Source organism: Cupriavidus sp. H19C3 (assembly GCF_049393815.1).
Lineage (GTDB): Bacteria > Pseudomonadota > Gammaproteobacteria > Burkholderiales > Burkholderiaceae > Cupriavidus.
Map to the genome: position 1 here is coordinate 3,320,001 of NZ_CP184985.1, position 20,932 is coordinate 3,340,932.

13 protein-coding genes, 4 tRNA genes and 2 rRNA genes (1 of these 19 running past the window's edge) are annotated in these 20,932 nt (G+C 62.2%); all 19 read left to right on the forward strand.

The window, feature by feature from the left end; all coding sequences use genetic code 11:
- Window positions 1-2,014: ribosomal RNA gene (locus DFLDMN_RS15305) — 23S ribosomal RNA — on the forward strand; it begins 865 nt to the left of the window's first position.
- Window positions 2,015-2,163: 149 nt separating this feature from the next.
- Window positions 2,164-2,277, forward strand: a 5S ribosomal RNA gene (gene rrf, locus DFLDMN_RS15310).
- A 281-nt stretch (window positions 2,278-2,558) separates the two neighbouring features.
- Window positions 2,559-2,644: transfer RNA gene (locus DFLDMN_RS15315), tRNA-Tyr, on the forward strand.
- A gap of 50 nt (window positions 2,645-2,694) precedes the next feature.
- Window positions 2,695-2,768: transfer RNA gene (locus DFLDMN_RS15320), tRNA-Gly, on the forward strand.
- Window positions 2,769-2,803: 35 nt separating this feature from the next.
- A tRNA-Thr gene (locus DFLDMN_RS15325) sits at window positions 2,804-2,878 on the forward strand.
- A 42-nt stretch (window positions 2,879-2,920) separates the two neighbouring features.
- On the forward strand, window positions 2,921-4,111 hold the full coding sequence (gene tuf / locus DFLDMN_RS15330; RefSeq protein WP_423195764.1) for an elongation factor Tu: 1,191 nt from the start codon (window positions 2,921-2,923) through the stop codon (window positions 4,109-4,111).
- A gap of 86 nt (window positions 4,112-4,197) precedes the next feature.
- A tRNA-Trp gene (locus tag DFLDMN_RS15335) sits at window positions 4,198-4,273 on the forward strand.
- A 59-nt stretch (window positions 4,274-4,332) separates the two neighbouring features.
- Window positions 4,333-4,713: a preprotein translocase subunit SecE gene (gene secE / locus DFLDMN_RS15340; protein ID WP_423195765.1), complete on the forward strand. Its 381-nt coding sequence runs from the start codon at window positions 4,333-4,335 to the stop codon at window positions 4,711-4,713.
- A 10-nt stretch (window positions 4,714-4,723) separates the two neighbouring features.
- Entirely contained in the window at window positions 4,724-5,305 is a 582-nt protein-coding gene (nusG, locus tag DFLDMN_RS15345) for a transcription termination/antitermination protein NusG (protein WP_423195766.1), read from the forward strand.
- Between the two features lie 155 nt (window positions 5,306-5,460).
- On the forward strand, window positions 5,461-5,892 hold the full coding sequence (gene rplK / locus DFLDMN_RS15350; protein WP_109585070.1) for a 50S ribosomal protein L11: 432 nt from the start codon (window positions 5,461-5,463) through the stop codon (window positions 5,890-5,892).
- The gene (rplA, locus tag DFLDMN_RS15355; protein ID WP_423195767.1) at window positions 5,893-6,588 is read left to right on the forward strand and encodes a 50S ribosomal protein L1; all 696 of its coding nucleotides are present in this window, start codon (window positions 5,893-5,895) and stop codon (window positions 6,586-6,588) included.
- Window positions 6,589-6,995: 407 nt separating this feature from the next.
- Window positions 6,996-7,505, forward strand: a complete 510-nt coding sequence (rplJ, locus tag DFLDMN_RS15360; protein ID WP_423195768.1) for a 50S ribosomal protein L10 — start codon at window positions 6,996-6,998, stop codon at window positions 7,503-7,505.
- Window positions 7,506-7,571: 66 nt separating this feature from the next.
- On the forward strand, window positions 7,572-7,949 hold the full coding sequence (gene rplL / locus DFLDMN_RS15365) for a 50S ribosomal protein L7/L12 (protein WP_423195769.1): 378 nt from the start codon (window positions 7,572-7,574) through the stop codon (window positions 7,947-7,949).
- A 508-nt stretch (window positions 7,950-8,457) separates the two neighbouring features.
- Window positions 8,458-12,564 carry a DNA-directed RNA polymerase subunit beta gene (gene rpoB / locus DFLDMN_RS15370; protein ID WP_423195770.1) on the forward strand — a complete coding sequence of 1,369 codons (4,107 nt, stop codon included), beginning with the start codon at window positions 8,458-8,460 and terminating at the stop codon, window positions 12,562-12,564.
- 103 nt (window positions 12,565-12,667) lie between these two features.
- Window positions 12,668-16,909, forward strand: coding sequence for a DNA-directed RNA polymerase subunit beta' (gene rpoC, locus DFLDMN_RS15375; protein ID WP_423195771.1), 4,242 nt, complete (start codon window positions 12,668-12,670; stop codon window positions 16,907-16,909).
- A 165-nt stretch (window positions 16,910-17,074) separates the two neighbouring features.
- Window positions 17,075-17,515, forward strand: a complete 441-nt coding sequence (locus tag DFLDMN_RS15380) for a hypothetical protein (RefSeq protein WP_423195772.1) — start codon at window positions 17,075-17,077, stop codon at window positions 17,513-17,515.
- A gap of 69 nt (window positions 17,516-17,584) precedes the next feature.
- Window positions 17,585-19,444, forward strand: coding sequence for a DNA helicase RecQ (gene recQ / locus DFLDMN_RS15385; protein WP_423195773.1), 1,860 nt, complete (start codon window positions 17,585-17,587; stop codon window positions 19,442-19,444).
- Window positions 19,445-19,799: 355 nt separating this feature from the next.
- Entirely contained in the window at window positions 19,800-20,177 is a 378-nt protein-coding gene (rpsL, locus tag DFLDMN_RS15390) for a 30S ribosomal protein S12 (RefSeq protein ID WP_423195774.1), read from the forward strand.
- Between the two features lie 225 nt (window positions 20,178-20,402).
- The gene (gene rpsG / locus DFLDMN_RS15395) at window positions 20,403-20,873 is read left to right on the forward strand and encodes a 30S ribosomal protein S7 (RefSeq protein ID WP_006576502.1); all 471 of its coding nucleotides are present in this window, start codon (window positions 20,403-20,405) and stop codon (window positions 20,871-20,873) included.
- Window positions 20,874-20,932 lie beyond the last annotated feature (59 nt).

Below are 20,932 nucleotides of genomic sequence, written 5' to 3' on the forward strand. Positions count from 1 at the left end.
CATGGTTGGGGGGTCTATTGCTGATTACCCCGCCATAGCAAACTCCGAATACCGAAGAGTGCAATCACGGGAGACAGACATCGGGTGCTAACGTCCGGTGTCAAGAGGGAAACAACCCAGACCGCCAGCTAAGGTCCCCAAGATTGGCTAAGTGGGAAACGAAGTGGGAAGGCTAAAACAGTCAGGAGGTTGGCTTAGAAGCAGCCACCCTTTAAAGAAAGCGTAATAGCTCACTGATCGAGTCGTCCTGCGCGGAAGATGTAACGGGGCTAAGCCAGTCACCGAAGCTGCGGACGCAAGCAATTGCGTGGTAGGAGAGCGTTCTGTAAGCCTGTGAAGGTGTCTTGTAAAGGATGCTGGAGGTATCAGAAGTGCGAATGCTGACATGAGTAGCGATAAAGGGGGTGAAAGGCCCCCTCGCCGTAAGCCCAAGGTTTCCTACGCAACGTTCATCGGCGTAGGGTGAGTCGGCCCCTAAGGCGAGGCAGAGATGCGTAGCTGATGGGAAGCAGGTTAATATTCCTGCACCGTCGTATGATGCGATGGGGGGACGGATCGCGGAAGGTTGTCCGGGTGTTGGAAGTCCCGGTCCCTGCATTGGAGAAGGCGCTCAGGCAAATCCGGGCGCGGAATTCAAGGATGTGGGGCGAGCGGCTTTATGCTGCGAAGCAATCGGAAGTGGTTCCAAGAAAAGCCTCTAAGCTTCAGTCATACGAGACCGTACCGCAAACCGACACAGGTGGGCGAGATGAGTATTCTAAGGCGCTTGAGAGAACTCGGGAGAAGGAACTCGGCAAATTGGTACCGTAACTTCGGGATAAGGTACGCCCTGGTAGCTTGACTGGCCTGCGCCAGAAGGGTGAAGGGGTTGCAATAAAATGGTGGCTGCGACTGTTTAATAAAAACACAGCACTCTGCAAACACGAAAGTGGACGTATAGGGTGTGACGCCTGCCCGGTGCCGGAAGATTAAATGATGGGGTGCAAGCTCTTGATTGAAGTCCCGGTAAACGGCGGCCGTAACTATAACGGTCCTAAGGTAGCGAAATTCCTTGTCGGGTAAGTTCCGACCTGCACGAATGGCGTAACGATGGCCACACTGTCTCCTCCCGAGACTCAGCGAAGTTGAAGTGTTTGTGATGATGCAATCTCCCCGCGGCTAGACGGAAAGACCCCATGAACCTTTACTGTAGCTTTGCATTGGACTTTGAACCGGTCTGTGTAGGATAGGTGGGAGGCTTTGAAGCGAGGACGCTAGTTCTCGTGGAGCCGTCCTTGAAATACCACCCTGGTTTGTTTGAGGTTCTAACCTTGGCCCGTGAATCCGGGTCGGGGACAGTGCATGGTAGGCAGTTTGACTGGGGCGGTCTCCTCCCAAAGTGTAACGGAGGAGTTCGAAGGTACGCTTGGTACGGTCGGACATCGTACCTAAAGTGCAATGGCAAAAGCGTGCTTAACTGCGAGACCGACAAGTCGAGCAGGTGCGAAAGCAGGACATAGTGATCCGGTGGTTCTGAATGGAAGGGCCATCGCTCAACGGATAAAAGGTACTCTGGGGATAACAGGCTGATACCGCCCAAGAGTTCATATCGACGGCGGTGTTTGGCACCTCGATGTCGGCTCATCTCATCCTGGGGCTGTAGCCGGTCCCAAGGGTATGGCTGTTCGCCATTTAAAGAGGTACGTGAGCTGGGTTTAAAACGTCGTGAGACAGTTTGGTCCCTATCTGCCGTGGGCGTTGGAATCTTGACGGGGGCTGCTCCTAGTACGAGAGGACCGGAGTGGACGTACCGCTGGTGTACCTGTTGTCTCGCCAGAGGCATCGCAGGGTAGCTATGTACGGAAGAGATAACCGCTGAAAGCATCTAAGCGGGAAACTCGCCTGAAGATGAGGATTCCCTGGAGGCTTGACCTCCTTGAAGGGTCGTTCGAGACCAGGACGTTGATAGGCTGGGTGTGGAAGCGCAGTAATGCGTTAAGCTAACCAGTACTAATTGCCCGTAAGGCTTGATCCTATAACTGGTGTGTCTTGCCCAGTGACGAGTTCAGCTGTGCCGCCTTGGCCAGTACAAGCACAACCCCAATACACAAGCAGTACCCAACCTTTACTACACCCCGATTCGCCGCGCTGACCGCCTTCGCGTCAGCCCGGCAACCCCTCATGCCTGGTGACCATAGCGAGTTGGAACCACCCCTTCCCATCCCGAACAGGACCGTGAAACAACTCCGCGCCGATGATAGTGCGGACTACCCGTGTGAAAGTAGGTCATCGCCAGGCTCTTATCCTCAGAACCCCCCAGCTTTACCGCTGGGGGGTTTTGTCTTTTTGCGGCAACGATCAGCTCGAAGCGATCGTTGCGCATCAAGAGCGCGAAAAGGCGCGACCCCTATAGGTGAGAGCGTGATGTTTATCGCGCCGATTGTGGGCCGCTACCGCGCCGCTGGACAGTTCGGATCCAGTTCGGTGGCAAGCTCCCGGGGCCAGCCGCAAAGCCAATTCCCGCAAGGGAAAGCGCTTGACAGCCCTGACGAGCTCCACCATAATCGCAAGTTCTCTGCGGAGAGGTGCCCGAGTGGCTAAAGGGGGCAGACTGTAAATCTGTTGGCTTACGCCTACGCTGGTTCGAATCCAGCCCTCTCCACCAGAATGCAAGACAGCAACCCGGCAATGCCGGTGAAGCAGGAAGTAACCCGGGCGGGTGTAGCTCAATGGTAGAGCAGAAGCCTTCCAAGCTTACGACGAGGGTTCGATTCCCTTCACCCGCTCCAGTGTCGCGGTTGCCGTCAAGTAGTAGTCAAGTTTCGCCCATGTGGCTCAGTGGTAGAGCACTCCCTTGGTAAGGGAGAGGTCGGCAGTTCGATCCTGCCCATGGGCACCAAATACCCGCACTGGCAATTGCTACCGAGACAGGAGTCGCGAAATGGCAAAGGAAAAGTTCGAGCGGACCAAGCCGCACGTGAACGTTGGTACGATTGGTCACGTTGACCATGGCAAGACGACGCTGACGGCGGCGATCGCCACGGTGCTGGCTTCGAAGTTCGGCGGCTCGGCCAAGAAGTACGACGAAATCGACGCGGCGCCGGAAGAGAAGGCACGTGGTATCACGATCAACACGGCGCACGTGGAATACGAGACGGCGAACCGTCACTACGCGCACGTTGACTGCCCGGGCCACGCTGACTATGTGAAGAACATGATCACGGGTGCGGCGCAGATGGACGGCGCGATCCTGGTGTGCTCGGCCGCTGACGGCCCGATGCCGCAGACGCGTGAGCACATTCTGCTGGCGCGCCAGGTTGGTGTGCCGTACATCATCGTGTTCCTGAACAAGTGCGACATGGTGGACGACGCCGAGCTGCTCGAGCTGGTGGAAATGGAAGTGCGCGAGCTGCTGTCGAAGTACGAGTTCCCGGGCGACGACACGCCGATCATCAAGGGTTCGGCCAAGCTGGCGCTGGAAGGCGACAAGGGCGACCTGGGCGAAGAGGCGATCATGCGCCTGGCCGACGCGCTGGACACGTACATCCCGACGCCGGAGCGCGCGGTTGACGGTACGTTCCTGATGCCGGTGGAAGACGTGTTCTCGATCTCGGGCCGTGGCACGGTGGTGACGGGTCGTATCGAGCGTGGCGTGATCAAGGTCGGTGAGGAAATCGAAATCGTGGGTATCCGCCCGACGGTGAAGACGACCTGCACGGGCGTTGAAATGTTCCGCAAGCTGCTGGACCAGGGTCAGGCCGGTGACAACGTTGGCCTGCTGCTGCGCGGCACGAAGCGTGAAGACGTGGAGCGTGGTCAGGTTCTGTGCAAGCCGGGCTCGATCAAGCCGCACACGCACTTCACGGGCGAGGTGTACATTCTGTCGAAGGACGAAGGTGGCCGTCATACGCCGTTCTTCAACAACTACCGCCCGCAGTTCTATTTCCGTACGACCGACGTGACCGGCTCGATCGAGCTGCCGAAGGACAAGGAAATGGTGATGCCGGGTGACAACGTGTCGATCACGGTCAAGCTGATCGCCCCGATCGCCATGGAAGAAGGTCTGCGCTTCGCTATCCGCGAAGGCGGCCGTACCGTCGGCGCCGGCGTCGTGGCCAAGATCCTCGACTAAGCAGTAGCACTGGCGAGCGCGATACCAACCGGTCGCGTTCGTTTGCCAGAAGGGGTTGGCGGCAGCGCCGACCCCAAAGTTGTTTTAGGGGTATAGCTCAACTGGCAGAGCGTCGGTCTCCAAAACCGAAGGTTGGGGGTTCGATTCCCTCTGCCCCTGCCAAATCAATCAGCCGCGTCGCGAAGAGTAATCGTGACGCGGCTTAGTCTCGTTTGCGAAACATGGCCAATCCCAATGTCGAAACCGTAGGTGCCTCGAGCGGCAAGTGGCTGCTCGCGGTGGCGGTGCTCCTGGTGGTTGCCGGGGTCATCGGTTTCTACGTGCTGGCGCAGCAGCCTGCATACGTGCGCGGCGCAGCCCTGTTTGCCGGCCTGGCGGCCGGCGTCGTGGTGGCGCTGGTGTCCGCGCCCGGCAAGGACTTTGTCGGATTTGCCAAGGAATCGTATCGGGAAGTTCGCAAGGTCGTTTGGCCGACGCGCAAGGAAGCCGGACAGATGACGGGCCTCGTCTTTGCCTTTGTCGTCATCATGGCGCTGTTCCTGTGGTCGGCTGACAAGCTCATCGAGTGGGTCATCTTCTCGCTCGTACTGGGCTGGAAATAAGAGGTAGGACATGACGGATAACGCTCAGCAGGAAAACACCACCGCCGAATCGCCTTCGTCGAAGAAGCGCTGGTATGTCGTGCACGCTTATTCCGGCATGGAAAAGAGTGTGCAGCGCGCGCTGCAGGAGCGCATCGAACGCGCCGAGATGCAGGACAAGTTTGGCCGCATCCTGGTGCCTTCGGAAGAAGTCGTCGAGATCAAGGGCGGTCACAAGTCGGTAACCGAGCGTCGTTTCTTCCCGGGCTACGTGCTGGTGGAAATGGAAATGACCGACGAAACGTGGCACCTGGTGAAGAACACCAGCAAGGTGACCGGTTTCGTGGGCGGTGCGCGTAACCGACCAAGCCCGATTTCCCAGCGGGAAGTCGACAAGATCATGACCCAGATGCAGGAAGGGGTCGAGAAGCCGCGTCCCAAGACGCTGTTCGAAGTGGGCGAAATGGTGCGGGTCAAGGACGGCCCGTTCACCGACTTCAACGGCAACGTCGAGGAAGTGAACTACGAGAAGTCGCGCCTGCGCGTCTCGGTCACGATCTTCGGGCGCGCGACACCGGTCGAGCTTGAGTTCGGCCAGGTCGAGAAGGTGTAAGGAGCTTTGCCCGGCGCCTCCGCAAGGCGGGCGACGGGACGATCCGGACGATGATCCGGATCCAAAGAGGAGCGTGAGGTCACGCATGGCGTGGCGACAGCGCGTTACGACTCAACAGGATCTACCCCGAATCGGGAGATCCGTATGGAGTAAAGATGGCCAAGAAGATCGTTGGCTTTATCAAGCTGCAAATTCCGGCTGGTAAGGCAAATCCCTCCCCGCCCGTTGGTCCCGCACTGGGTCAGCGTGGTCTGAACATCATGGAGTTCTGCAAGGCGTTCAACGCCCAGACCCAGGGTATGGAACCCGGTCTGCCGGTGCCGGTGGTGATTACCGCCTTCGCCGACAAGAGCTTCACGTTCGTGATGAAGTCGCCCCCCGCGACCGTGCTGATCAAGAAGGCAGCCGGCGTGACCAAGGGCTCGCCGAAGCCGCACACCGACAAGGTGGGCAAGATCACCCGCGCCCAGGCTGAAGAAATCGCCAAGGCCAAGAATGCCGACCTGACCGCAGCCGACCTCGACGCCGCCGTGCGTACGATCGCCGGTTCGGCACGTTCGATGGGCATTACCGTGGAGGGTCTGTAAATGGCTAACGTTTCCAAGCGCGTCGCCGCCAACAAGGCGAAGATCGAGCGTACCAAGTTCTACCCGATCGACGAGGCCCTGGGCCTGGTGAAGGGTGCCGCCACTGCCAAGTTCGACGAATCGATCGACGTGGCCGTGCAGCTGGGCATCGACGCCAAGAAGTCGGACCAGGTGGTGCGTGGTTCCGTGGTGCTGCCGGCAGGTACCGGCAAGTCTGTGCGCGTGGCCGTGTTCGCCCAGGGCGACAAGGCTCAGGCGGCCAAGGACGCTGGCGCGGACGTGGTCGGCATGGAAGACCTGGCTGAACAGGTCAAGGCCGGCAACCTGAATTTCGACGTCGTGATCGCTTCGCCGGACACGATGCGTATCGTCGGTACGCTGGGCCAGATCCTCGGTCCGCGTGGCCTGATGCCGAACCCGAAGGTCGGTACCGTGACCCCCGATGTGGCCCAGGCCGTGAAGAACGCCAAGGCCGGTCAGGTTCAGTTCCGTGTCGACAAGGCCGGTATCATCCACGCCACTATCGGCCGCCGTTCGTTTGAGGACGCCGCGCTGAAGAGCAACCTGTCGGCACTGCTGGACGCGCTGGTCAAGGCCAAGCCGGCCTCGAGCAAGGGCGTGTACCTGCGCAAGATCGCCGTGTCGTCCACGATGGGCGTTGGTGTGCGCGTCGACCAGACTTCGCTGGCTGCCTGATCTTCGATCAGGCCTGACGGCTACAGGCTGACCGGATCCCGATAACACCGGTCGGACAGGAATTGATGGTCCCGCTTCAGGCGGGACCGGCTCCGGACCCACAGGGAAAGGAGTCAAGGCTTTGGGCAGTGGTGCTATTCGCCGATGCGATCGCGTCGGGGTGGCACCGCTGGTTATCAAAGACCGCTGGTGTCCGCGGGCGCAGTTGGCCACGCGGGCTTAATCGGAAGGTTGCGTACGGTGCGGTTCTGCCGACGTCGACCGCCCCGCCAGCGCAGATGGCGAACCCGAAGGGATTGAAGCATCCGGGTGACTGGGTGATTCGGGCCAATCGGACGCCGTTCGTTTGGACTGATGCCAGTGGCCGGCCTGATGGCCTGCCACCTGCATCGTTTTGGAGCTTAACCGTGCCACTCAATATTGAAGATAAGAAGGCCGTCGTTGCTGAGGTTTCGGCGCAAGTCGCCAACGCCCAGACCATCGTCGTCGCCGAATATCGCGGCATCACGGTTGGCGATCTGACCAAGCTGCGTTCCTCCGCTCGCCAGCAAGGCGTCTACCTGCGCGTTCTCAAGAACACGCTGGCCCGCCGCGCCGTCGAAGGTACGCCGTTTGCAGGCCTCGCGGAGCAAATGACCGGCCCGCTGATCTACGGTATTTCCGAAGATGCAGTGGCGGCGGCCAAGGTTCTGAACGACTTTGCCAAGACCAACGACAAGCTGGTCCTGCGCGCAGGGTCGTATGACGGCAAGGTGCTCGACGTCAACGCCGTCAAGGCGCTGGCAACGATCCCGAGCCGCGACGAACTGATTGCTCAGCTGCTTGGTGTCATGCAAGCGCCGGTGTCGGGCTTTGCCCGCCTGCTGGCCGCGCTGGCTGCCAAGAAGGAAGAAGGCGCTCCCGCGGAAGCGGCCTGAGCCTCGCGTCGTCTCGCATAGACAGATCGCATTACCGAATACCGAATCACATCTAGGAGTATTTCCATGGCAATCACCAAAGACGACATCCTCGAAGCCGTTGGCGCGATGTCCGTGATGGAGCTGAACGACCTGGTCAAGGCGTTCGAAGAGAAGTTTGGCGTGTCCGCCGCTGCGATGGCTGTTGCCGCCGCTCCGGGCGCTGGTGGTGGCGCTGCCGCTGCTGAAGAAAAGACCGAGTTCAACGTGATCCTGGCCGAAGTTGGCGCCAACAAGGTTGGCGTGATCAAGGCCGTGCGCGAAATCACCGGTCTGGGCCTGAAGGAAGCCAAGGACCTGGTCGATGGCGCACCGAAGCCCGTCAAGGAAGGCGTGGACAAGGCTGCTGCCGACGAAGCCAAGAAGAAGCTGGAAGACGCCGGCGCGAAGGTCGAAGTCAAGTAAGCTGTACGCGCGTGCCTCCGGGCACGCGAATGGGGCTGGCAAAGGGAAATTCCCGGCGCCAGCCTTTTTGCGCTTCTGTGGGGTGTGTTTGATGCGGCACCCGCATGGCTGTGGCGGCGATCGCTTCAGGCGGGTAGATCGCTTCAGGCGGGCAGAGCGAGAAAGTGGAGTTCAGTCGACGCGACGTCGGGTCGAATCGACTCAAAAGTGATGTAACGGATACTGCGCGGTGCCCGAATTGCGGCTGCCGCAGCAGAAGCCAAACATCAGTGGCACACTACATGGTTGCTGCTGATGTTTGTCTTCTGAACCGACTGCAGAAGACAAGTTTGGTCGGGTGTTCCCCGGGCGAGTACAGGCGTTGCGCCGCGCAACGACCACACCGCCCGCAGCGTGCGGACACCGTCAGCCAGAGGTTGGTAGCGGCCAACCGCCAAATCCCCTCCCAGTCGCTGAACACCTCAGGGTGGGACAGGTCCAGCCTGCCCTGCGATGATTCGGAGATCCCATGGCGTACAGCTTCACCGAAAAGAAGCGCATTCGCAAATCGTTTGCGAAGCGCGCGACGGTTCATCAGGTTCCATTCCTGCTTGCCACCCAGATTGAATCCTACACCCAGTTCCTGCAAGCGGATACGCCTGCCGCGCGCCGCAAGAGCGAAGGGTTGCAGGCCGCTTTCAACGCGATCTTCCCCATTTCCTCCCATAACGGGCTCGCCCGTATGGAGTTTGTGTCGTATCACCTGTCGAACCCGCCGTTCGACGTCAAGGAATGTCAGCAGCGTGGCCTGACGTTCCACTCGGCCCTGCGCGCCAAGGTTCGCCTGATCATCAACGATCGCGAGAACCCGGGCAAGGTCAAGGAAGTGAAGGAGCAGGAAGTGTACATGGGCGAGATTCCGCTCATGACCTCGACCGGCTCGTTCGTGATCAATGGCACCGAGCGTGTCATCGTGTCCCAGCTGCACCGTTCGCCTGGCGTGTTCTTCGAGCACGACAAGGGCAAGACGCACAGCTCGGGCAAGCTGCTGTTCTCGGCCCGGATCATTCCGTACCGTGGCTCGTGGCTCGACTTCGAGTTCGACCCGAAGGACATCCTCTACTTCCGCGTCGACCGCCGCCGCAAGATGCCGGTGACGATCCTGCTGAAGTCGATCGGCCTCACGCCGGAACAGATCCTCGCGCACTTCTTCGTGTTCGATAACTTCACGCTGCAGGCCGAAGGCGCGCAGCTGGAGTTCGTGCCCGAGCGTCTGCGCGGTGAAGTCGCGCGCTTCGACATCGTCGACAAGAACGGTCGCGTCGTCGTGGAGAAGGACAAGCGTATCAACGCGAAGCATATTCGCGACCTGGACTCGGCTGGCACCAAGCTGATCAGCGTGCCGGAAGACTACCTGCTCGGCCGCGTGCTGGCGAAGAACATCATCGACCCGGACACGGGCGAAGTGATCGCCAACGCCAACGACGAGCTGACCGAGTCGCTGCTCGAGAACCTGCGCGAAGCCGGCGTCAAGGAAATCCAGACGCTGTACACCAACGACCTCGACCAGGGCCCGTACATGTCGCAGACGCTGCGCGTGGACGAGACCGCCGACCAGACCGCCGCGCGTATCGCGATCTATCGCATGATGCGCCCGGGCGAACCGCCGACCGAGGAAGCCGTGGAAGCGCTGTTCCAGCGCCTGTTCTACAGCGAGGAATCGTACGACCTGTCGCGCGTTGGCCGCATGAAGGTCAACAGCCGCCTGTCGCGCCCGAGCGGCGAAGGCAGCATGGTGCTGCAGGACGAGGACATCCTCGAGACCATCAAGATCCTGGTCAACCTGCGTAACGGCAAGGGCGAAGTCGACGATATCGACCACCTCGGCAATCGTCGCGTGCGTTGCGTCGGCGAACTGGCGGAAAACCAGTTCCGCGCCGGCCTGTCGCGCGTGGAGCGCGCCGTCAAGGAACGTCTGGGCCAGGCCGAGACGGAAAACCTGATGCCGCACGACCTGATCAACTCGAAGCCGATCTCGTCGGCGATTCGCGAGTTCTTCGGCTCGTCGCAGCTGTCGCAGTTCATGGACCAGACCAACCCGCTGTCGGAAATCACGCACAAGCGTCGTGTTTCGGCACTGGGCCCGGGCGGTCTGACGCGTGAGCGCGCGGGCTTTGAAGTCCGTGACGTGCACCCGACCCACTATGGCCGCGTGTGCCCGATCGAAACGCCGGAAGGTCCGAACATCGGCCTGATCAACTCGCTGGCACTGTATGCCCGCCTGAACGAATACGGCTTCCTCGAGACGCCGTACCGCAAGGTCGTGGACAGCAAGCTGACCGACCAGGTGGACTACCTGTCGGCCATCGAGGAAGGCAAGTACGTGGTGGCCCAGGCCAACGCGACGGTCGACGCCGACGGCAACCTGATCGACGAACTGGTCTCCGCCCGCGAAGGCTCCGAGCGTGAGACCCGTATGGTCACGCCGGACCGCGTGCAGTACATCGACGTGGCGCCGTCGCAGATCGTGTCGGCCGCCGCCTCGCTCGTGCCGTTCCTCGAGCACGATGACGCAAACCGCGCACTGATGGGCGCGAACATGCAGCGTCAGGCCGTGCCTTGCCTGCGTCCGGACAAGCCGCTGGTGGGCACCGGCATCGAGCGTACCGTTGCGGTCGACTCGGGCACCGCCGTGCAAGCCATGCGTGGCGGCCTGGTGGACTACGTCGATGCGATGCGTATCGTGATCCGGGTGAACGACGACGAAGCCGTGGCCGGCGAAGTCGGCGTGGATATCTACAACCTGATCAAGTACACGCGCTCGAACCAGAACACCAACATCAACCAGCGTCCGATGGTCAAGGTGGGCGACACCGTGGCCCGCGGCGACGTGATTGCCGATGGCGCCTCGACCGACCTCGGCGAACTGGCGCTCGGCCAGAACATGCTGGTGGCGTTCATGCCGTGGAACGGCTACAACTTCGAAGACTCGATCCTGATCTCCGAACGCGTGGTGGCCGAAGACCGCTACACCTCGATCCACATCGAGGAACTGTCGGTCGTTGCCCGCGACACGAAGCTGGGACCCGAGGAAATCACGCGCGACATCTCGAACCTCGCCGAAGCGCAACTCGCGCGCCTGGACGAGTCGGGCATCACGTACATCGGCGCTGAGGTGGAAGCCGGCGACGTGCTGGTGGGCAAGGTCACGCCGAAGGGCGAAACCCAGCTCACGCCGGAAGAGAAGCTGCTGCGCGCGATCTTCGGCGAAAAGGCATCGGACGTGAAGGACACCTCGCTGCGCGTGCCGTCGGGCATGAGCGGCATCGTGATCGACGTCCAGGTCTTCACCCGCGAAGGCGTGACGCGCGACAAGCGTGCCCAGTCGATCATCGATGACGAACTGAAGCGCTACCGCCTGGACCTGAACGACCAGCTGCGTATCGTGGAAGGCGACGCGTTCCAGCGTCTGGAACGCCTGCTGCTCGACAAGACCGTCAACGGTGGTCCGAAGAAGCTGGCCAAGGGCGCCAAGCTGACGCGCGAGTACCTGGCCGACCTCGACAAGTATCACTGGTTCGACATCCGTCCGGCCGACGAGGAAGTTGCTGCCCAACTGGAAGCCGTCAAGGAAGCCATCGAGCAGAAGCGTCACGAGTTCGATCTGGCCTTCGAGGAAAAGCGCAAGAAGCTCACGCAGGGCGACGAACTGCCGCCGGGCGTGATCAAGATGGTCAAGGTGTACCTGGCCGTGAAGCGCCGCCTGCAGCCTGGCGACAAGATGGCCGGCCGTCACGGTAACAAGGGTGTGGTGTCGAAGATCGTGCCGATCGAAGACATGCCGTACATGGCGGACGGTACGCCGGCCGACATCGTGCTGAACCCGCTGGGCGTGCCGTCGCGGATGAACGTGGGCCAGATTCTGGAAACCCACCTGGGTTGGGCCGCACGCGGCCTGGGCCAGCGCATCGGCGACATGCTGCGCGCGCAGGCCAAGGCGCAGGAACTCCGCGCGCTGCTCGCGCAGATCTACAACGAGAGCGGCAAGCCGGAAGACCTGGAAAGCCTGTCCGATGCCGAAGTGCTGGAGCTGGCCACGAACCTGAAGAAGGGCGTGCCGTTCGCGACGCCGGTGTTCGACGGGGCGCATGAGGCCGAAATCCGCCGCATGCTGGATCTGGCGTACCCGGACGACATCGCGCGCGAGAAGGGCCTGACCGCTTCCAAGCAACAGGTCACGCTGTACGACGGCCGCACCGGTGAAGCGTTCGAGCGTCCGGTCACGCTGGGTGTGATGCACATGCTGAAGCTGCACCACCTGGTGGACGACAAGATGCACGCGCGTTCGACCGGTCCGTACTCGCTGGTGACGCAGCAACCGCTGGGCGGCAAGACGCAGTTCGGTGGTCAGCGTTTCGGTGAGATGGAAGTGTGGGCACTGGAAGCATACGGCGCGTCCTACGTGCTGCAGGAAATGCTGACGGTCAAGTCCGATGACGTGAACGGCCGTACCAAGGTGTACGAAAACATCGTCAAGGGCGAGCACTCGATCGATGCCGGCATGCCGGAATCGTTCAACGTGCTGGTGAAGGAAATCCGCTCGCTGGGTATCGATATCGATCTCGATCGCTACTGATCGCTGATCGCAAGTCGCGATACCCGGCCAGGCAGAATTTCCCACAGGATGAATGCCACCCCTCCGGACAGACTCCGGGCGGGTGGCGAAACAAGGAGTTGCAATGAAAGCATTGCTCGATCTCTTTAAGCAGGTTCAGCAGGAAGAGCAGTTCGACGCGATCAAGATCGGTCTCGCCTCGCCCGAGAAGATCCGTTCGTGGTCGTACGGTGAAGTCAAGAAGCCCGAGACGATCAACTACCGTACGTTCAAGCCCGAGCGCGACGGTCTGTTCTGCGCCAAGATCTTCGGCCCGATCAAGGACTACGAGTGCCTGTGCGGCAAGTACAAGCGCCTCAAGCATCGTGGCGTGATCTGCGAGAAGTGCGGCGTGGAAGTGACGCTGGCCAAGGTGCGCCGCGAGCGCATGGGCCACATCGAACTGGCTGCGCCGACCGCGCACATCTGGTTCCTGAAGTCGCTGCCGTCGCGTCTGGGCATGGTGCTCGACATGACGCTGCGCGACATCGAACGCGTGCTGTACTTCGAGGCGTTCGTGGTGCTCGAGCCGGGCATGACGCCGCTCAAGAAGAGCCAGATCATGTCCGAGGACGACTACATCGCCAAGTGCGACGAGTACGGCGAGGGCGAGTTCGTGGCCATGATGGGTGCCGAGGGCATCCGTGAACTGCTGCGCGGCATCGATATCGAGAAGCAGATCGAACAGATCCGCGCCGAGCTGCAGGCCACGGGTTCCGAAGCCAAGATCAAGAAGTTTGCCAAGCGCCTGAAGGTGCTGGAGGCCTTCCAGCGTTCGGGCATCAAGCCCGAGTGGATGATCCTCGAGGTGCTGCCGGTGCTGCCGCCCGAGTTGCGCCCGCTGGTGCCGCTCGACGGTGGCCGCTTCGCGACCTCGGACCTGAACGACCTCTATCGTCGCGTCATCAACCGTAACAACCGTCTGAAGCGCCTGCTGGAGCTGAAGGCGCCCGAGATCATCGTGCGCAACGAAAAGCGCATGCTGCAGGAGGCCGTGGACTCGCTGCTGGACAACGGCCGTCGCGGCAAGGCGATGACCGGCGCCAACAAGCGTCCGCTGAAGTCGCTCGCGGAAATGATCAAGGGCAAGGGCGGTCGTTTCCGTCAGAACCTGCTGGGCAAGCGCGTCGACTACTCGGGCCGTTCGGTCATCGTGGTGGGCCCGACGCTCAAGCTGCACCAGTGCGGCCTGCCCAAGCTGATGGCGCTGGAGCTGTTCAAGCCCTTCATCTTCCACAAGCTGGAAACGATGGGCATCGCCACCACCATCAAGGCGGCGAAGAAGGAAGTGGAAAGCCAGACGCCGGTGGTGTGGGACATCCTCGAAGAGGTGATCCGCGAGCATCCGGTCATGCTGAACCGCGCGCCGACGCTGCACCGCCTGGGCATCCAGGCGTTCGAGCCGGTGCTGATCGAAGGCAAGGCCATCCAGCTGCACCCGCTCGTCTGCGCGGCGTTCAACGCCGACTTCGACGGTGACCAGATGGCCGTTCACGTGCCGCTGTCGCTGGAAGCGCAGATGGAAGCCCGCACCCTGATGCTGGCGTCCAACAACGTGCTGTTCCCGGCCAACGGCGATCCGTCGATCGTGCCGTCGCAGGACGTGGTGCTGGGTCTGTACTACACGACCCGCGACAAGATCAACGGCCGCGGCGAGGGCATGACCTTTGCCGACATCAGCGAAGTGATCCGCGCCTACGAGAACAAGGAGGTCGAACTGGCTTCCCGCGTGAACGTGCGTATCACCGAGTATGAGCTGGTGGACAAGGACGCCGAGGGCGACGCGCGCTTTGCGCCGAAGATCACGCTGCAGGCCACCACGGTCGGCCGCGCGATCCTGTCCGAGATCCTGCCGAAGGGCCTGCCGTTCTCGGTGCTGAACAAGCCGCTGAAGAAGAAGGAAATCTCGCGCCTGATCAACACGGCGTTCCGCAAGTGCGGCCTGCGCGAGACCGTGATCTTTGCCGACAAGCTGCTGCAGTCGGGCTTCCGCCTGGCCACGCGCGCCGGTATCTCGATCGCGATCGACGACATGCTGGTGCCGCCGCAGAAGGAGAAGATCATCTCCGAAGCGGCTGCCAAGGTGAAGGAATACGACAAGCAGTACATGTCGGGTCTGGTGACGGACCAGGAGCGTTACAACAACGTCGTGGACATCTGGGGCGCCGCCGGCGACCAGGTGGGCAAGGCGATGATGGAGCAGCTCCAGCACGAGGACGTGGTTGACCGCGAGGGCAAGACCGTCAAGCAGGAATCGTTCAACTCGATCTACATGATGGCCGACTCGGGTGCGCGTGGCTCCGCCGCGCAGATCCGTCAGCTGGCTGGCATGCGGGGCCTGATGGCCAAGCCGGATGGCTCGATCATCGAGACGCCGATTACGGCGAACTTCCGCGAAGGCCTGAACGTTCTGCAGTACTTCATCTCGACCCACGGTGCCCGTAAGGGCCTGGCCGATACGGCACTGAAGACCGCGAACTCGGGTTACCTGACCCGTCGTCTGGTCGACGTGACGCAGGATCTGGTCGTGGTCGAAGACGATTGCGGCACCACCAACGGCGTGGCCATGAAGGCCCTGGTCGAAGGCGGTGAAGTGATCGAAGCCCTGCGCGACCGTATCCTCGGCCGTGTGACCGTGGCCGACGTGGTGAATCCGGAAACGCAGGAAACCGCGATCGAGACCGGCACGTTGCTCGACGAAGACCTCGTGGACCTGATCGACAGCCTCGGCGTGGACGAAGTCAAGGTCCGCACCCCGCTGTCGTGCGATACGCGCTACGGCCTGTGCGCCAAGTGCTACGGCCGTGACCTCGGCCGCGGCGTGCTGGTGAACTCGGGTGAAGCGGTGGGCGTGATCGCCGCACAGTCGATCGGCGAGCCGGGTACCCAGCTGACCATGCGTACGTTCCACATCGGTGGTGCGGCATCGCGTGCGGCAGTGGCCTCGAGCGTGGAAGCCAAGGCGACCGGTACGGTCCGCTTCACGGCGACCATGCGTTACGTGACCAACGCCAAGGGCGAACTGATCGTGATCTCGCGTTCGGGCGAGACGCTGATCACGGACGACCACGGCCGCGAGCGCGAGCGCCACAAGATCCCGTACGGCGCCACGCTGCTGGTGCAGGACGGCCAGGCGATCAAGGCCGGCACGCAGTTGGCCACGTGGGATGCGCTGACGCGTCCGATCGTCTCGGAATACTCGGGCACCATCAAGTTCGAGAACGTCGAGGAAGGCGTGACCGTCGCCAAGCAGATGGACGAAGTGACGGGCCTGTCGACGCTGGTGGTCATCGATGCCAAGCGCCGTACCGCCGCCACCAAGGGTCTGCGCCCGCAGGTGAAGCTGCTCGACGGCAACGGCCAGGAAGTCAAGATTCCGGGCACGGATCACTCCGTGACCATCGGCTTCCAGGTCGGCGCGCTGATCACGGTGAAGGACGGCCAGCAGGTGCACGTGGGTGAAGTGCTTGCGCGTATCCCGACCGAGTCGCAGAAGACCCGCGACATTACCGGTGGTCTGCCGCGGGTGGCCGAGCTGTTCGAAGCGCGTTCGCCGAAGGACGCCGCCGTGCTGGCGGAAGTCACCGGTACCACGTCGTTCGGCAAGGACACCAAGGGCAAGCAGCGCCTGGTCATCACGGATCTCGACGGCAACGCCCACGAGTTCCTGATCGCCAAGGAAAAGCAGGTGCTGGTGCACGATGGCCAGGTGGTGAACAAGGGCGAAATGATCGTCGAGGGTCCGGCGGATCCGCACGACATCCTGCGCCTGAAGGGCATCGAGGAACTCGCGCACTACATCGTCGACGAAGTGCAGGACGTGTACCGTCTGCAGGGCGTGAAGATCAACGACAAGCATATCGAAGTGATCGTGCGTCAGATGCTGCGTCGTGTGCAGATCGTCGATGTGGGCGACACCAAGTTCATCCCGGGTGAACAGGTGGAGCGTTCGGAGCTGCTCGACGAGAACGATCGCGTGATCGCCGAAGGCAAGCGTCCGGCCACGTACGAGAACCTGCTGCTCGGTATCACCAAGGCGTCGCTGTCGACCGACAGCTTCATCTCGGCGGCATCGTTCCAGGAAACCACGCGCGTGCTGACGGAAGCCGCGATCATGGGCAAGACCGACGACCTGCGTGGTCTGAAGGAAAACGTGATCGTCGGCCGTCTGATCCCGGCCGGTACCGGCCTGGCCTACCACCGTGCCCGCAAGGCACGCGAGGCTGCGGAGCGCGAACGCGCCCAGGCGATCTCGGACGAAGAGCAATCGCTCTTCATCGAGCCGCCGGTGGTGCAGGCGACCGAGGGCGACGGCGACAACGTCTGATCCTGCGCGGTTCTCACCGATTGGTGAACGAAAGCCCGGCTACCCAGCCGGGCTTTTTTTCGTCTGTACGGCGCGTCGGTCGCGCATGGATTTAGGAGAATTGCGATTTCTGTAATGCATTGCCGCGAGGAAGCTAGAGGGCTTTGATGTCCTGTTGGAGCAGTCATGTTCATCGCAGCGTCGCGGCCGGTGAGGGGGCGTTACCTCCTTGCCCGGTACGTCATTCCTCTGATTTGCCTTCTGTTCTCGGCGGGTGCTGCCCCGATGGGCGATCAGGCTTCCGTTTCCGGGCCACATGGCGTGGAAGCCAGGCCTTGGCTGGACCTTTCCGGCAGCGCGCCAAGCCCGGATCTGGCCGATCCGAGCGCGCGCGACGCGGTCGCGCACGATTGCGCGAGTGGCAAGGCGGCGCGGCCGCGCGACTGCGACCAGCTCGATGCGTGGCGGCGGCGCGCGGCCGCACCCGGCGCCCCTGACCGGCCGACGCCGATGACATGGGGCACGCAAACGCCGTGGCCGAGCGACACCGGATTTCCGCCGGCCGGTGGCCCCGGCCCGGGCATGCCGATGCCGTGTAATTCAAGCCAGCGCGCTTGCCCACCGTAAGCGCGCACGGGGACGGCTCGGCTTAGTGGTATGGTTACGGCTTTTCCGGCTTCCGCAATTCTGCTGTCTATGTCGCGCGCGTTGGCGATTCTCAAGGATGTATTCGGCTACCACGCCTTTCGCGGCCGGCAGGCGGAGATCATCGAACATGTGGCGGACGGCGGCGATTGCCTGGTGCTGATGCCAACGGGTGGTGGCAAGTCGTTGTGCTACCAGATACCCGCTCTGTTGCGCCAGCGCGCGGGCGAGGGCACCGGCATCGTGGTGTCACCGCTGATCGCGCTGATGCAGGACCAGGTGGCCGCGCTGACCGAGGCTGGCGTGCGCGCCGCGGTGCTGAACTCGACGTTGAGCAGCAGCGAGGCTTCCGCGGTGGAGCGCGACCTGCTGGCCGGCCGGCTCGAGATCCTGTACGTGGCGCCCGAGCGCCTGATGACGCCGCGCTTCCTCGACCTGCTGGAGCGCACGCGCGTCGGTGTCTTTGCGATCGACGAAGCGCACTGCGTCTCGCAATGGGGCCACGATTTCCGGCCCGAGTACATCCAGCTGTCGGTATTGCACGAGCGCTTTCCGCGCGTGCCGCGCATTGCGCTGACGGCGACGGCCGATGCGGTCACGCGCGACGAGATCGTAGAGCGGCTGGCGCTGGACGACGCGCGCGTGTTCGTCTCCAGCTTCGACCGGCCCAACATCCGCTACCGCATCGTCGAGAAGGACAACGCGCGCCAGCAACTGCTGGCGTTTATCAAGGCCGAGCATATGACCGGCGCCGGCACGCACGACAGCGGGATCGTCTACTGCCTGTCGCGCAAGAAGGTCGAGGAAACCGCGAGCTGGCTGTCTGGCCACGGTATCAACGCGCTTGCCTACCACGCGGGCATGGATGCCGAGATTCGCCAGCACCACCAGGCCCGCTTCCGCGAGGAAGAAGGCATCGTGATGGTGGCGACGATCGCGTTCGGCATGGGCATCGACAAGCCCGACGTCCGCTTTGTCGCACACCTGGATCTGCCCAAGAGCATGGAAGGCTATTACCAGGAAACCGGGCGCGCCGGGCGTGACGGCTTGCCTGCCAATGCGTGGATGGCATACGGGCTTGGCGACGTGGTACAGCAGAAACGGATGATCGACGAGTCCGAGGCTGACGACGCGCACAAGCGCGTGTCCTCGGCCAAGCTCGATGCGCTGCTTGGATTGTGCGAGACGCCGGGCTGCCGTCGCGTGCGCATCCTGGCGTATTTCGACGAGGCCGCCGAGCCCTGCGGCAACTGCGATACCTGCCTGGAGCCACCCGCCACGTGGGATGGTACGCGCGAGGCGCAGATGGCGTTGTCGTGCGTCTACCGCACCGCGCAGGCGAGCCGCGTGCATTTTGGCGCCACGCATCTGATCGACGTGTTGCGCGGCAATGCTTCCGAGAAGGTGCGGCAGTGGGGACATGACAAGGTGTCTACCTTCGGCATCGGCGCGGACCGCTCGGTGGCCGAGTGGCACGCGATCTTCCGCCAGCTGATCGCCCATGGCCTGCTCGTGATCGATCACGGTGGGCACGGCGCGCTGCTGCTGGGCGAGTCGGCACGCGCGGTGCTCAAGGGGGAGCGCACCATCACGCTACGCAGGCAGGTGAGCAAACCGGGGCGCGCGGCTGGCGGGAGCGGGGGCGGCGCCCGCGGCAGCCGGACCGATCCGACCGCCGGCATGGACGCCGACGCGTTGGCCAACTGGGAGGCGCTGCGCCGCTGGCGGACCGAGACCGCGCGCGAACACGGGGTGCCGGCCTACGTGATCTTCCACGATGCCACGCTCGCCGAACTGGCGCGCAGTGCGCCGGACTCGCTCGCCGACCTGGCTGAGGTGCCGGGCATCGGCGCGTCCAAGCTGGAACGCTACGGCGACGCCCTGCTCAAGACGCTGCGCGCGCTGGGCTGAAGCCGCCCCGGCCGGGCGACGTGGACACACACGGTGGCATCGGTCGAGGCAGGTATACCTCCAAGGCGCTTGACCATTGTCAGGGCCGCGGCTATGATGCCAGATTCGAGTTTTTGGCTTTGGATTTCGCTCGCCCTTCGGAAGTGTGAACAGCCGTTCGCGTCCGGGGTGGGGTCAGCGGGATCCTGGCGGGCTCTCGCTCTTTGGCAAGTCTGTCTGCACAGGTCGCTGATCGATACCTTGCAGCCCTTCCCGTAGAGCGTTCTGCTCGCCCTTCCCGTCCAAAATTCGTAGTGCCCCTCCGACCGATGATCCGGCCGAGGGGTGTTTTTGTAAAACCAAGCTGGATTGAACAATGCCAACTATCAACCAACTGGTTCGCAAGCCGCGCGTCTCGGAAATCACCAAGAGCAAGAGCCCCGCGCTTGAGAACTGCCCGCAGCGTCGCGGCGTGTGCACCCGCGTGTACACCACGACGCCTAAGAAGCCGAACTCGGCACTGCGTAAGGTCGCCAAGGTGCGCCTGACCAACGGTTTCGAGGTCATCTCGTACATCGGCGGTGAAGGCCACAACCTGCAGGAACACTCGGTCGTGCTGATCCGCGGCGGCCGTGTGAAGGATCTGCCGGGTGTGCGTTACCACATCGTCCGTGGCTCGCTCGACCTGCAAGGCGTGAAGGACCGCAAGCAGGCGCGTTCGAAGTACGGCGCGAAGCGTCCGAAGGCAGCCTAAGCGGCAGCCTGGGCATAACGCCCGAAGCAACAGCCGATGGCCTGTGGCGTATGCGTCATGGTGCTGTCACCAGGCGGCGGTACAACGGAGCGTTTTTTTGCGCCGTGCCGTCGAGTAAGTGGTCACCCGGCGAATTTGCTGCGAATTTAACGGGTTGCAAGCTAGTTGGTGACCGGAGAGCGGATATCTCAGACCGCGCTCTCAACTGAATCTAGAGGAAAGAAGATGCCACGTCGTCGTGAAGTCCCCAAGCGGGAAATCCTGCCGGATCCGAAGTTCGGTAACGTTGAAGTTGCCAAGTTCATGAACGTGCTGATGCTGGACGGCAAGAAGTCGGTCGCCGAACGTATCGTGTACGGCGCGTTCGACCAGATCGAGAAGAAGGCAGGCAAGGCCCCCATCGAAGTGTTCTCCGTTGCGATCAACAACGTGAAGCCGGTGGTGGAAGTGAAGAGCCGTCGCGTGGGCGGCGCCAACTATCAGGTTCCGGTCGAAGTCCGTCCGTCGCGTCGTTTGGCATTGGCGATGCGTTGGCTGCGCGAGGCCGCGAAAAAACGCAGCGAGAAGTCGATGGCGCTGCGCCTGGCAGGTGAACTGCTCGAAGCAGCCGAAGGCCGTGGCGGCGCGATGAAGAAGCGCGACGAAGTGCACCGCATGGCCGAAGCCAACAAGGCGTTCTCGCATTTCCGCTTCTAAAGCACGCGAAAACACTGTTGGTTGCCGGGCGGGCTGTGTCATGACACATCTCGCCCGTT